At 43.2% G+C, this 13,554-nt stretch carries 12 protein-coding genes; 6 read left to right on the forward strand and 6 right to left on the reverse strand.

Going from position 1 to position 13,554, the window contains the following annotated elements:
* Window positions 1-3: 3 nt before the first annotated feature.
* The 6 genes from pstB to phoB all read right to left on the reverse strand — a co-directional run bounded on the left by pstB (window position 4) and on the right by phoB (window position 7,882).
* Window positions 4-822 (reverse strand): phosphate ABC transporter ATP-binding protein PstB, encoded by an 819-nt coding sequence (gene pstB, locus VHA01S_RS12705; protein WP_023404767.1) that lies wholly within the window; start codon window positions 820-822, stop codon window positions 4-6.
* Window positions 812-2,509 carry a phosphate ABC transporter permease PstA gene (gene pstA / locus VHA01S_RS12710; RefSeq protein WP_498026924.1) on the reverse strand — a complete coding sequence of 566 codons (1,698 nt, stop codon included), beginning with the start codon at window positions 2,507-2,509 and terminating at the stop codon, window positions 812-814. Before pstA ends, pstB begins: the two co-directional genes overlap by 11 nt.
* A complete protein-coding gene (locus tag VHA01S_RS12715) occupies window positions 2,506-4,695 on the reverse strand; it encodes an ABC transporter permease subunit (RefSeq protein ID WP_023404769.1) in 2,190 nt (729 codons plus the stop codon). The genes pstA and VHA01S_RS12715 overlap by 4 nt, the downstream gene beginning before the upstream one ends.
* Before the next feature lie 194 nt (window positions 4,696-4,889).
* Entirely contained in the window at window positions 4,890-5,816 is a 927-nt protein-coding gene (locus VHA01S_RS12720; RefSeq protein ID WP_052029620.1) for a PstS family phosphate ABC transporter substrate-binding protein, read from the reverse strand.
* A 26-nt stretch (window positions 5,817-5,842) separates the two neighbouring features.
* On the reverse strand, window positions 5,843-7,156 hold the full coding sequence (gene phoR, locus VHA01S_RS12725) for a phosphate regulon sensor histidine kinase PhoR (protein ID WP_023404771.1): 1,314 nt from the start codon (window positions 7,154-7,156) through the stop codon (window positions 5,843-5,845).
* Between the two features lie 36 nt (window positions 7,157-7,192).
* On the reverse strand, window positions 7,193-7,882 hold the full coding sequence (gene phoB, locus VHA01S_RS12730) for a phosphate regulon transcriptional regulator PhoB (RefSeq protein WP_023404772.1): 690 nt from the start codon (window positions 7,880-7,882) through the stop codon (window positions 7,193-7,195).
* Window positions 7,883-8,066: 184 nt separating this feature from the next.
* Between phoB and rdgC the strand changes: the two genes are divergently transcribed.
* From rdgC to VHA01S_RS18170, 6 genes are all read left to right on the forward strand, one after another.
* Window positions 8,067-8,975, forward strand: coding sequence for a recombination-associated protein RdgC (gene rdgC, locus VHA01S_RS12735; protein ID WP_023404773.1), 909 nt, complete (start codon window positions 8,067-8,069; stop codon window positions 8,973-8,975).
* A gap of 139 nt (window positions 8,976-9,114) precedes the next feature.
* Window positions 9,115-10,488: a prephenate-dependent tRNA uridine(34) hydroxylase TrhP gene (gene trhP / locus VHA01S_RS12740; protein WP_023404774.1), complete on the forward strand. Its 1,374-nt coding sequence runs from the start codon at window positions 9,115-9,117 to the stop codon at window positions 10,486-10,488.
* A 3-nt stretch (window positions 10,489-10,491) separates the two neighbouring features.
* Complete coding sequence (locus tag VHA01S_RS12745) at window positions 10,492-10,746, forward strand: YfhL family 4Fe-4S dicluster ferredoxin (protein ID WP_023404775.1); 255 nt, start codon at window positions 10,492-10,494, stop codon at window positions 10,744-10,746.
* A 160-nt stretch (window positions 10,747-10,906) separates the two neighbouring features.
* Complete coding sequence (locus VHA01S_RS12750; RefSeq protein WP_023404776.1) at window positions 10,907-11,362, forward strand: DUF6314 family protein; 456 nt, start codon at window positions 10,907-10,909, stop codon at window positions 11,360-11,362.
* Window positions 11,363-11,364: 2 nt separating this feature from the next.
* Window positions 11,365-12,216 (forward strand): DMT family transporter, encoded by an 852-nt coding sequence (locus VHA01S_RS12755; RefSeq protein ID WP_023404777.1) that lies wholly within the window; start codon window positions 11,365-11,367, stop codon window positions 12,214-12,216.
* A 258-nt stretch (window positions 12,217-12,474) separates the two neighbouring features.
* A protein-coding gene (locus VHA01S_RS18170; protein ID WP_162890996.1) for an IS630 family transposase occupies window positions 12,475-13,513 on the forward strand; the annotation gives its coding sequence in 2 pieces (ribosomal slippage) (window positions 12,475-12,929 and window positions 12,928-13,513; 1,041 coding nt in all).
* Window positions 13,514-13,554: the final 41 nt, after the last annotated feature.

Below are 13,554 nucleotides of genomic sequence, written 5' to 3' on the forward strand. Positions count from 1 at the left end.
GCCTTAACCAATGCGACCTGTGATGTAGTCTTCCGTTTTCTTCTCTTTTGGCGAAGTAAATACCGTATCTGTATCTGCATATTCGACAATGCGCCCCATATGCACAAAAGCGGTAAAATCACTGACCCTTGCCGCCTGTTGCATGTTATGTGTCACGATAACCACGGTATATTTCGTTTTTAAATCGTTGATCAACTCTTCAATGGTTAACGTTGAAATCGGGTCTAATGATGAAGTCGGTTCATCCAGCAGTAGCACTTCAGGTTCAATGGCAATGGCTCTAGCAATCACCAGACGCTGCTGCTGACCTGCGGCTAAACTGACCGCGCTTTCATGCAGACGATTTTTTACTTCGTCCCATAATCCTGCACCACGTAATGCTCGCTCACAACAATCATCAAGCACTCGACTGTTGCGAATACCTTGCAACCTAAGCCCAAAAATAACGTTTTCATACACAGTTTTAGGGAATGGATTTGGCTTTTGAAACACCATACCAATGCGTCGTCTCAGTGCTGAGACATCCACATCTTCACCGTAAATATCATGCCCTAATAGTCGAATAGCCCCTTCAACCTTACACCCCTCAACCAAATCATTCATACGATTGATTGAGCGCATAATGGTGGATTTACCACAACCCGACGGTCCAATGAAGGCCGTTACTTTACCTTTTGGTATGCGCATTGAAATATCATGCAATACCTGTTTTTTACGATAATAAAGATTGAGATTTTCTATCTCTATTGCCGTATTTTTTTCAGATAAGTTAGCAACATCAAGAGGTCGCAAGACATTTATGTTTGCAGAGCTAGAATACATGATCATCAAATCCTAAATTTCGGTAGCTATTACGTAAAGAGTTTCTGATGCGAATTGCGATTAAATTCAATCCGACAATGACGGTCACAAGTAGCATAGAGGTTGCGTACACCAACGACTTTGCTCCTTCTAAATTGGTTGTCTGAAAACCCGCATCATAAATATGAAAACCTAAATGCATAAACTTACGCTCTAGGTGCATATAAGGAAATTGTCCATCAATGGGTAAGTTTGGAGCCAGTTTCACCACCCCAACCAGCATCAATGGCGCAACTTCACCGGCCGCTCGTGCTACCGCTAAAATCAAAGCGGTTAACACCGCAGGCATTGCCATAGGCAACACGACTTTAAAAATGGTTTCCGATTTCGTCGCGCCAAGTGCAAAGGCACCATCTCTGACCGATTTTGGTATGCGAGATAAGCCATCTTCGATGGTCACCACCACCACAGGCAGCGTCAGCATAGCTAAAGTCAAAGAAGCCCATAATAAACCGGGCGTACCAAAGGTCGGCGCAGGCAAATTATCCGAGTAAAAGATCTCATCAATACTGCCACCTAAGGTATAAACAAAGAAACCTAGCCCAAATACCCCATACACAATAGACGGCACACCCGCCAAGTTTTGCACCGTAATACGCATTAAGCGGGTTATCCAATGCTTATGTGCGTATTCATGTAAATACAACCCTGCCAGAACACCCAAAGGCATTACCGCTACCGACATTAAGATCACTAATAAGATAGTGCCAAATATGGCAGGAAAAACTCCACCCTCAGAGTTAGACTCTCTCGGCTCTGAAATCAGAAAATTCACACCTTGTTTAAACCAATGTCCAAGCTTATCCACTAAGGTCATTTGATTAGGGTACCAAGCATCTAATATGGTGCCAAAGCTAATGCGGTGCAGATCATTATTCATATCTTTAACCACCAGCATATGCTGCTCAATATGCTCTCGGATCTGCTCTATGTGCAATTCTGCTTGGGTTCTATTGGCGCGTAATTGCTCTTCTATTGATTCTAATTCGGCAATGCGCTGGTGATCGTTAGACCCGTCTTCCAACAGTCTATTTAGCACCGACTCCTTTCTTTCTATACCTTTTGTTAAAGGCTGCACCGCATTCTCAAACAGGGTTTCAATCTTTTCATGTTCAGACTCGGTGAGTTTCAGCAATTGTTCAAGCTGTTGTGATGACTGAATCGTTTCGGTTTTCCCGTCACTTTCAGAGGCAACAACTCGCCCAAAAAACTGCCCACCGCGTTTTCTTTCTATCACCAACAAATCTGGCTCAGCAACAGGCTTAGACCATGCGTGAGTAAATTGAGAAACAAACCCATGGCCATACACATCACGATTGCCTACTTTAATGACTAAGCGTTCAAGCTCAGGCAAGGTTTCTTCCGCTAACTGCTGGCGTAACTTGCTTGGAATCGCTTGACGCTGAGTAATCGACAGTTGTTCCCAAGGCACATCTTGCCTTTGATACACCTGTCCAATTAAAGATTGGCCCGTTTCATTCTTCCACTCATACACCGTGTGTGGCCAAAAATGCCCCATCCCTTTCCAACCAATAAACAGCAGTACCGCCAGCATAGATAAAATACTGATCGTTACGGCCATTGATGTTAGCCAAATCCACGGTTTTCCTGATCTGAACCAATTAATCACTCGATTATTCCTGCCTATAAAGATCGATACTTATCGCGAAGTCGTTGGCGAACACTTTCGCCAACACTGTTCACAATAAAGGTAAACAAAAATAAAATTAACGCTGACAAAAACAGTAAGCGATAGTGAGAACTTCCAACCTTAGATTCAGGCAACTCGGTGGCAATGGTGGCCGTTAATGAACGCAGGCCTTCAAAGACATTCCAGTCAGTAATTGGCGTATTACCGGTTACGGTCAGCACTATCATGGTTTCGCCCATCGCTCGCCCTAAACCCAACATAATGGCGGAGATAATCCCTGGGCTAGCGGTTAATAGCACCACTCGTGTTAGGGTTTGCCATTCGGTTGCACCAAGTGCCAACGCACCGTTGGAGAGGTGTTTCGGCACTGAATAAATCGCATCTTCTGAGATAGTAAAAATCGTCGGGATAACCGCAAACCCCATCGCAATGCCCACCACCAAGGTATTGCGCTGCTGATAATCCCAGCCTTTATCCGCAAGGAAATAAATGAGCCCATGCTCAAACAGGATTTTTTCTAGATAAGGCGCAAAATAAAATAAACCTGCCCACACCAGAATAATAACAGGCAACAAGGTCACTAGGTGTAACCCCTTTGGTACTTGCGACTTCACTCGATTAGGCAACAATGCCCAAGCACCTCCACAGCCTAATGCCGTAAATGGAATCACTAGAATACTCAACATAAAGGCGAGTAAGTTCCTTTCCATAATAGGTGCTAGCCAAACCGCGGCGACAAAACCGATGACCAAGGTGGGTAAAGCTTCCATTAACTCAATCGCAGGCTTAATGGTGTTACGCATTCTAGTGGACATAAAGTAGGCGGTATACACCGCGCCTAACACCGCAATTGGGATAGAAAAGAACATCGCATACAGTGCGGCTTTTAAGGTACCAAATACCAATGGAATTAAGCTAAATTTAGGCTCTACATCCTCTTCAGTTGATGAGGTTTGCCAAACATAATCAGGGGTTGAATATCCCTCATATTGAACCTTTTGCGTCAGTTCTTTGAGTGAGATTTCAGGGTGCCTTGCTTCAATCTCAAACTTTGTGATCTTATCTTTATAGACATTGACTAAGTATTTATCGTTACGCGATAAAGTGCTTAATAGCGGCGGTGCTTTACCTTCAATATTTAAAATTGCCGCTGGTCTAGTTGCGTAAAATAAGCTGTACATGCCATCTTTGCCGACCGTCCAAAAACCTTTGGTCGTATGCTCTGGAATAACAGAAACAACCTCACCGCTACTGGTGTATTTTCGAGCCGATCTTAAACGACGCTCATTTTGGAAAGTGACGAACCAAAACTCGAGCTCATTACGTGAGTTAGAAACAATCGCTCCTTTATCGCCATTTAAGAAACTAAATGCACGATGAAAGCCATTTCTCAGCCTATCTTTATTTTGCGAGAATAAGCTAAAAGGCTCACTTCGTGTGCGGCGGGAAAAAATAGACACAGCATCGTCATCCAATACCACGATATATAAGCCATTTTTCGCTACAAATACGCCAGAGATATGCTCGAAGGTTGCGGGCAGTGATTTTATGCTGTGGGTCGCTTCTTTGGGTCCAACAACATAATCAAGCACTTCCACTTTACTGTCACTTGCCCTAGCAATCACAGCCCCTTCTTGTATTACCGTAAAGCCTAAATATTTGGTCTTAAAACCTGAATCAGCAAACTCTAAAGCCGACAGCTCTTCATTCACTCTTAAGTTAGGCGTATACACTGTGTTTTTCTTGGAATGCGAAATGATATATTCAGGCATTGCTACTTCGATATCACCACCAGCATCAATCATAGCAACCCAAGGACGCGGGGTATTAGTGGCAATCGCCACCGGATCTTTCTGGATTAAAGCTTGATTAAGAACGGTAAACTGATCATTTAAAGAGAAGTAGACCACCTCACCTTTGTCATTGATCGCAATACCGTTATTACCCGTGTTATCAATTTTAGTATCGATAAAAGAGCGGCCATCAATGGGTAGTTGATACTCAGTTTGCTGGTAACTAGACGTGCTAAAAATTGGAATGGTTTCGGTGAAAAAGTAGATAAGAATACCGAGCAGACCGACCAACATGCCTAAACCACTGGCTTTTACTAATCCCGCAATCAGTTTATCTTTGAGCAGACGAGTTCTATTGGTCTCTCTTAACAATGATGTAGCCTTATTCATTTCATATGATCTTCTTTGATCTTGAGACTGTAGCTAAAGTATCAGCTATCTTGGTGATACCAATATCAAATTCACATTTGATAGTTGAGCGACGATAGATGCTACACCTTTTGAGTCTTACCGCAATCATAGTCAAGCACTTAACCTAAGCGGCATTCGGTAAGTGATGAAAAATACATCAAGCTAATCCAACACTATTTAAGCGTTAAGCCAACTTTGGCTAACTCTTTCTTGGCAAATGTCGCAGAAATTGGGATATAACCTTCACGAGCAACGGCATGTTGCCCCTGCTTAGAATAAATAAACCGTATAAATTCACGCTGTTTAATCGGTAAGGGTTTATTGGGTTGCTTATTCACATACACATACAGCTTGCGACTTAGAGGGTATTTGCCTGAAATAATATTCTGTGACGTCGGTTGTACATAATCCTCGTCATATTTAGCGATAGGGACTAATCGAGTGCCCATAGCTTTAGAGGCAACACCAGAATAACCAATTGATGAGACTGACGATGCCACAGCCTGCACCACTGACGTGCCGCCGAGCATTTCATTTACTGAGTTATCAAAGTCACCACCACACAATACGGTACTTTTAAATACACCATAGGTTCCAGAAACTGGGTTACGCCCAAATTTTTGGATCTTCAACTTGCCCCAAGGTTGCAAAATGCCAAGGTCACTCCAAGTTTCGATATGCCGATTAGTACCACAGAAATAAGTCACAGAAAAAATCGCATCCAATTCAACAAAGTTAAGCCCTTGAATCGGGTTGTCTTGATGAACAAACACGCCTAGTGCATCCAAAGCTACGACTAACTCAGTAGGAGAATAACCATAGTTGCGTTCAAATGCGGCCACTTCACTGGGCTGCATTTCACGACTCATGGGTCCAAACTGAGCTGTGCCTTCAGTCAAAGCTGGCACCGCAGTCGAACTGCCCGACGCTTGTACTTGCACATTCACACTCGGGTACAACGCTGAAAACTCTTCCGCCCACGCTGTTACTATGCCCGCTAAAGAATCTGAGCCCGCAGAAGATAAGTTACCAGAAATCCCTTGTACATGACGATAGTCTGGCAATTGAACAGCTTGCGCCGTCCACGACAGCACAAGCATGGCAAATACAACGAGTCGTGATGCTATCACTGTTCAATTAACTCCCTAGAAATAAGGCGCTTAGGGAGTACGAAGGAGAATCGACTTCCCTTACCTACCTCACTTTGGATCTCCAATTGTGAATCATGGTGGCTCAAAGTGTGTTTGACGATTGCTAGGCCTAACCCACTGCCACCGGTTTCTCTAGAACGGGCTTTATCAACACGGTAGAAGCGCTCTGTTAGCCTATGTAGATGTTGAGGCTCAATGCCATCACCAGTATCTGAAACTTGCAAGGACGCACCTAGAGCCGTCTCAGCCCAAGTGACATTAATATGTGAACCTGCTGGTGTGTATTTGACTGCGTTATAAACCAAGTTGGAAATTGCGCTGCGCATTTGATCTTCATCACCAATGATCTTAAGTGAGCTATCGACATCAAAGGCTAATTGATGTTCATTCTTACCACTTAATGCTTGCGCTTCTTTTTCTAAGATTTGTAGCATCTTCGGCACATCAACAATATCATCGCCCGCCCCCATAGGAGCCGCTTCAATCTTAGATAAAGTCAGTAGCTGATCAACGAGACTGTTCATGCGGTTAAGTTGTTCCGTCATCACGCCATGCGCTCGTGGCCACATAGGTCCGATTAGCATATCGGGATCGGCCGTCATTTCTAGGTAGCCTTGTAGCACCGTCATAGGTGTACGTAACTCATGAGATACGTTGGCAAAGAAGTTACGACGCATACCTTCTAGAGTTTTAAGCTGCGAAACATCACGGACGACCATCAGGTGTTCACCATCGGTATACGGCACAATACGCAGCTCTAAAATACGCTCGACATTTAGCGGGGAACGAATTTCTAACGGCTCAGAGAAGTCATTTCTGTTGAGATACTTTATAAAGTCAGGAGTGCGCAATAAATTAGTAATTGGCAGTTCACTATCTTCAGGCCAACGAAAGCCCAACAATTGCTGAGCCAATCGGTTACACCAAACAATATTGCCTTCATCACGAAAGACCACTACCGCATCCGGCAGTGATTCAGCACCGTTTCTAAAACGGCGAATAAGGCCTGTGAGTTCTTTTCTCTTACGACGCTGGCGCTGTTGCAATCGGTACATACCGTTGAACAGCGGCTCCCAATTACCAGAGCTTGATGGTGGCGAAAGACGTTTGTCGTTCCACAACCATTGCGAGAATCGGATCTGATTATGCAGGTGCCATCCTAACTGCAACAAAGTTGCAATCAAAAGCATCCATGGCATGTAACCTACAAACCATCCTAGTAATACCCAAGGGGTATAAAAAAAAGCCAGCTCTAAAGCCAGCCTTCTCCATGTCAGTTTTTCTACCATCTAACGGCAAACTCCAGAGTTCGATAAGCCTGCTGGTTAGGCTTTAGTCGAGAATCGGTAACCTGCACCACGTACAGTTTGAACTAGTTTATGATGCTCAGTTGCTTCTAGGGCTTTACGTAAGCGACGAATATGAACATCTACTGTTCTGTCTTCTACATAAACGTTTGTACCCCAAACATGATTCAATAGCTGCTCACGACTGTACACACGCTCTTGGTGAGTCATGAAAAAATGCAACATTTTAAATTCGGTTGGCCCCATATCTAGGGGTTGGTCATTAGCGGTAACACGGTGTGATACAGGGTCTAAGCGTAAGCCACGTACATCAATTGCTTCTTCCGTTGACGTAGGAGATGCACGACGGATAACAGCTTTAAGACGAGCGATTAACTCTTTCGGTGAAAACGGCTTAGTGATGTAATCATCAGCGCCTACTTCAAGGCCTTTAACTTTGTCTTCTTCTTCACCACGAGCGGTCAACATAACCACCGGTATATTGCGAGTCATTTCATCACGTTTGAGATGTTTGATGAAATTAATACCGGTACCGCCGGGCAGCATCCAATCTAAAAGAATAAGATCTGGAAAAGGTTCTTTAAGCATACTGACAGCGGTGTCATAGTCTTCGGCTTCAACTGTCGTATAACCTTTTTGCTCCAGCACAAAACAAAGCATTTCACGGATCGGAGCTTCATCCTCTACTACTAGGATTCTTTTAGACATCTTGTTTTATAACCTCAACTGTTTGTAAACTCCGCATATTATCCAGTTAAATTATGACAGTTTTGTGGCGATTGAAAACAAAAAATCATAATAAATTCATTGAACAACACGAAATTTGTACTAGGCACTATTACAAGGCTTCATTTATCATTAGGTTTTCCCCATCGCAATTCAGGGACACAACATGTGGTTTAAGAACTGTCTAGTCTACCGCTTCAATCGTGAAGTAGAGATAGAAACGGAAACATTAGAAAAACAACTTCAAGAGTTTCAATTCAAACCTTGTGGTAGCCAAGATAAACAAAAGTTTGGTTGGTCATTCGCTATGCCTGGTCAAGATCAACTGCTGAGCCACGTCGCGCAAAATCGCATTTTGCTGTGTGCGAAAAAAGAAGAGAAGCTACTACCTGCCTCAGTGATTAATGACGCTGTGGCCAACAAAGTGGATCTACTTGAGCAACAAGAAAATCGTCGCCTGAAAAAAACCGAGCGCGATACCATTAAAGATGAAGTATTAATGGACTTACTGCCACGCGCTTTCACTCGTAGCCAGTTGACCTATTTGCTTGTTTCTGTTGAAGATGGCGTGGTCATTGTAGATGCCGCTAGCTCTAAGAAAGCTGAAGATGCATTAGCGCTATTGAGAAAAACTATCGGTAGCTTACCTGTTGTTCCTGCACTTCCAGAAAAAGCTGTTGAGCAAACCTTAACCGAGTGGATTAAAGGTGAAAGCCAACCGACAGGCTTTGAAATCTTAGATGAAGCCGAACTAAAATCGCCTTTAGAAGAAGGTGGCATCATTCGTTGTAAGCAACAAGACTTGCAAAGCGAAGAGATTTTAAATCACATCGAAGCCAATAAATTTGTCACTAAGCTGGCGCTAAACTGGCAAGATCGCATCGAATTTGTACTGGCTGATGACGCAAGCTTAAAACGTCTAAAATTTGGTGAAGAGCTAAAAGACCAAAATGAAGATATTCCACGCGAAGATAAAGCCGCTCGTTTTGATGCGGATTTCTCTTTAATGAGCGGAGAATTATTAGCATTAGTGGGTAATCTGCACACCGAATTAGGTGGTTTAGAGAAAAATTAAGTGCATTTGGCACTACAATTTGTGACATAGATACTTTTTTAGTGGCGATTATTACGGCAATCCCGTAAAATTCGCCCTCCTTATATCTCGACACATGGTGGCGAGATCCTGACTTGAAATCAGAATAGAGTATAAAAACATGTTCAAACCAGAATTACTTTCTCCTGCCGGTAGCCTTAAAAACATGCGTTACGCCTTTGCCTATGGTGCAGATGCGGTTTACGCAGGCCAACCACGCTACAGCCTTCGTGTTCGTAACAACGAATTCAACCACGAAAATCTACAAATCGGTATCGACGAAGCTCACGCCCAAGGCAAGAAACTGTATGTAGTTTGTAACATTCAGCCTCATAACTCTAAGCTAAAAACCTTTATTCGCGATCTTAAACCGGTTGTAGAAATGGGCCCTGACGCATTGATCATGTCAGATCCTGGTCTGATCATGATGGTTCGCGAAGCTTTCCCTGATATTGCTATCCACCTATCAGTACAAGCCAACGCCGTAAACTGGGCGACCGTGAAATTCTGGTCAACTCAAGGCGTTGAACGTGTGATTCTTTCTCGTGAGCTTTCACTGGAAGAAATTGAAGAGATCCGCGAGCACTGCCCAGAAACTGAACTCGAAATCTTTGTTCACGGCGCATTGTGCATGGCGTACTCAGGTCGCTGCTTACTGTCTGGTTACATGAATAAACGTGATCCTAACCAAGGCACTTGTACTAATGCTTGTCGTTGGGAATACAAAGCAGAAAAAGCCACTGAAGACGATGCCGGTCAAATCGTAGAAATTCAAGAAGCGGTAACTAGCGAAAACCAAGAGCGTCCAGACAACACGCTAGGTCTTGGCAAACCAACGGATGAAGTGATCTTGCTATCAGAATCTCATCGCCCAGAAGAAAAAATGGCAGCGTTTGAAGATGAGCATGGTACTTACATCATGAACTCTAAAGATTTACGTGCTGTTCAACACGTAGAACGCCTCACTAAAATGGGTGTACATTCACTGAAAATTGAAGGCCGTACTAAGTCTTTCTATTACTGTGCACGTACCGCTCAGGTTTACCGTAAAGCCATCGACGATGCAGTAGAAGGCAAGCCATTTGATCCAAACCTACTCGGCACTCTAGAGAGTCTTGCTCACCGTGGTTACACAGAAGGTTTCCTACGTCGTCACACTCACGATGCTTACCAAAACTACGAATACGGTTACTCTGTTTCTGATTCTCAGCAATTTGTGGGGGAATTCACAGGTAAACGTCGCGGCGACCTTGTTGAAGTTGAAGTAAAAAACAAATTCATGGTGGGTGACAGCTTAGAGCTAATGACTCCACAAGGTAACGTAGTATTTAACCTAGAAGTGATGGAAAACCGTAAATCAGAAAGCATTGATGATGCGAAAGGTAACGGTCACTTTGTGTTTATTCCTGTACCTGAAGATATGGATCTAGAGTTCGCTCTATTGATGCGTAACCTAAACCCAGGTCAAGATACTCGTAACCCATCAGGTAAGTAATCGATGGCACTACTGATACAAGATACATGCATTAATTGCGATATGTGCGAGCCTGAGTGCCCTAATAGCGCAATTAGTATGGGCGACTCAATCTATGAAATAGATCCTGACCTATGTACTGAGTGCAAAGGTCACTATGATACTCCCACGTGTCAGTCTGTTTGCCCTATTACTAAGTGTATAATTACCGACCCACTACGAGTCGAAACGGAAGACGAATTACTAGAGAAATTCGTCATTATCCAAGGTATCGCTTAGACCTAATAGTTGATCTACTTTAAATCCGATATTCAGTCATGATTATCGGATTTTTTATGGACAGCGATTTATGGCAAGCAAAAATAAACTCAATCGATGAGTTATGTCTTTTAGACTGAGATAGAACGTAAGTAACTGATTTTAATTATGAGTAATCAAGATGTTTGATCTTTGGCAAGAGCTGCAAAAAATTAATCACTACCACTATCAATCACAACCGGGAGCTAATTCCGTTATGGGTTGGGCGGGTGCAGGTAGTGGTGATGTAACTTGTGAGCTTGAAGATCAGCAGACACTCTATTTTAAAGAAGCAGGCCAATTTACCCTTCAGCAAAATGGCTATACCGTCGATACCCAAAATGAGTTTATTTGGCAGCGCTTAAATGAACATCAAATAAAACTGCTGCACAGTCGCTTTGGTCGCAACAATGCGGTTGAGCTGTTTGTCCTCAGCTACCATGCACAAACCCAACAATGGATCAGTGACGCCGCCCATGTCTGCGCTGACGATCTTTATAGTGGCACAGTGCAATGGCAAGACGAGGCAGTTGAATTTAGTTGGACCATCACCGGCCCACGCAAACAAGAAAATTTACATTATCGATATACGAGGTAGTTTTGATATATCTAATCGTTACCACGATCATCTGGTCGTTATCATTTAGCTTAATTGGCGTTTACTTAGCAGGACACGTAGATGCTTATGTATCGGTATGGATACGTATTGCGTTAGCCGCTATCGTATTTTTACCTTTTATTCGCCTTAAAGCGGTTAAGAAAAAAGAAGCACTACAACTAATGGGCATTGGCGGTGTACAGCTTGGCTTAATGTACATTTTTTACTACCAATCTTTCTTGCTCCTCACCGTACCCGAAGTATTAGTGTTCACCGTATTCACGCCGATTTACGTCACCTTGATATATGACGCATTAAAGAAGCAATTCAACCCTCTATACCTTTTAAGCGCCCTTGTAGCGGTACTCGGTGCCTTGGTAATCCGTTTTGATAACCTAACCGAAGACTACGTGATCGGCTTCTTTGTGGTGCAGTGCTCTAACCTCTGTTTTGCCTTTGGACAGGTCGCCTACAAATACTTCAAAGAAAGCCGCGAAGACATGCCACAAAAAGACATTTTTGGTTGGTTCTATATTGGCGCATTAGTGGTGGTTAGTATTGCTTGGTTACTATGGGGCAAAGCCGAGCTACCGACCGATCCAGTACAAATTGGCGTATTAATTTGGCTTGGCATTGGCGCATCAGGTTTAGGCTATTTTCTATGGAACAGAGGCGCAAGCCAAGTCGACCCCGGCTATCTAGCCATAATGAATAACGCCCTGATCCCTGCCGGACTTATAGTTAACGTTACTATCTGGAACCGCGATGTAGACATGACCCGCTTAGTGGTAGGCGGCGCAATCATTCTGCTGGCGCTGTTTATTCATTCCCGAATTAAGCGTGTGGCTGAGTAAGTAATATAGAGGCTAAGTACTGATTTAGTGCTTAGTCTCAGCTTTGATACAACGCAGTGTTTAGGCTATTTAAACTCTATTAACCTATAACTGTATCTTTAACTTCAAGCCACTGCTCGCTGTTTGGACCAACAACACACTCTCCATTAACTCGCATCTCAAGTCGTAGCCGACATCGACTTGTCACATCAAGAAATTGCTCTTTATACCAATTCCGTTAATTTTATGATCTAATAATGGGCTCTTAAAGGAGTCCTTATGAAGCATGATTTTCCGAGTCTGATTAATTCCACATCCAACGCTCGACTTAGAATGCGTTATTTAGCCGTTTCTCATTTTGTTGACGGTAAAAGTCGCACTCAAATAGCTAAGTACCTTAAAGTTAGCAGAGTAAGCGTCAATAAATGGGTTAAAGCATATCTCAACAATGGTCTTGAAGGACTTCAAGAGAAACCACACACTGGTAGACCTCATCGCCTAACAGACGAGCAAAAATCACAACTCAAAGAGTATGTTATCGAACATGCCGTAAATGAGAGTGGCGGTCGCCTTCAAGCAAAAGACATTGGGCTCTATATAGAAAGCAATTTCAGTACATCATATAAAAAGTCGGCGCTCTATCAGTTATTACATGACATAGGTTTGAGTTGGATTACTACTCGTTCCGAACATCCTAAGCAGTCAATTGAAGCTCAAGAAGCTTTTAAAAAAATTCCCAATCGAAACGATCCTTAAGATCCCAGGTCATGTCGCCTTAAAAGATGTTCAAATATGGTTTCAAGACGAAGCTAGATTTGGTCAACGCAATACAACAACGCGAATATGGGCAGAGAAAGGTACGCGCCCTAGAGTAGTACAACAACAGCAGTTTGAGTATGCATACCTTTTCGGAGCAGTATGTGCCACGAGAGGAGAAGCCGAAGCAATAGTGGCTCCCCTGAGCAATATGGAAGCAATGAAAGAGCAACTCAGATTAATTTCTCAAGCCACACCCGCTGGCAAGCATGCTGTTGTGATCATGGATCAAGCGAGTTGGCACCAGAGCTATCTTGCAGATGAGTTTGAGAACCTCACCATCATTCATATCCCACCCTATTCTCCCGAACTTAACCCTATAGAACAGGTATGGAGTTGGCTGCGTCAAAATGAAGTAGCAAATAGGTGCTTCGAAAATTATGACGATATTGTAGAGACACTATGTAGAGCGTGGAATCGTAGAGCGTGGAATCGGTTTTGTGAAGATAAAAGCAGAGTCATCTCACTCTGCTTTAGAGACTGGTTAAACTTGATAAGTTAATTAACGGAATTGGTATTACCTAGAATGGTATTAATGAAATG

The sequence above is a fragment of the Vibrio halioticoli NBRC 102217 genome, from assembly GCF_000496695.1.
Taxonomy (GTDB): Bacteria; Pseudomonadota; Gammaproteobacteria; order Enterobacterales; family Vibrionaceae; genus Vibrio; species Vibrio halioticoli.

What these genes read in the sequence shown, in the direction of transcription:
- pstB (WP_023404767.1), bottom strand. Translation starts at nt 822, where the DNA reads ATGTATTCTAGCTCTGCAAACATAAATGTCTTGCGACCTCTTGATGTT.
- VHA01S_RS12715 (WP_023404769.1), bottom strand. Translation starts at nt 4,695, where the DNA reads ATGAATAAGGCTACATCATTGTTAAGAGAGACCAATAGAACTCGTCTG.
- VHA01S_RS12720 (WP_052029620.1), bottom strand. Translation starts at nt 5,816, where the DNA reads ATGCTTGTGCTGTCGTGGACGGCGCAAGCTGTTCAATTGCCAGACTAT.
- phoR (WP_023404771.1), bottom strand. Translation starts at nt 7,156, where the DNA reads ATGGTAGAAAAACTGACATGGAGAAGGCTGGCTTTAGAGCTGGCTTTT.
- phoB (WP_023404772.1), bottom strand. Translation starts at nt 7,882, where the DNA reads ATGTCTAAAAGAATCCTAGTAGTAGAGGATGAAGCTCCGATCCGTGAA.
- rdgC (WP_023404773.1), top strand. Translation starts at nt 8,067, where the DNA reads ATGTGGTTTAAGAACTGTCTAGTCTACCGCTTCAATCGTGAAGTAGAG.
- trhP (WP_023404774.1), top strand. Translation starts at nt 9,115, where the DNA reads ATGTTCAAACCAGAATTACTTTCTCCTGCCGGTAGCCTTAAAAACATG.
- VHA01S_RS12745 (WP_023404775.1), top strand. Translation starts at nt 10,492, where the DNA reads ATGGCACTACTGATACAAGATACATGCATTAATTGCGATATGTGCGAG.
- VHA01S_RS12750 (WP_023404776.1), top strand. Translation starts at nt 10,907, where the DNA reads ATGTTTGATCTTTGGCAAGAGCTGCAAAAAATTAATCACTACCACTAT.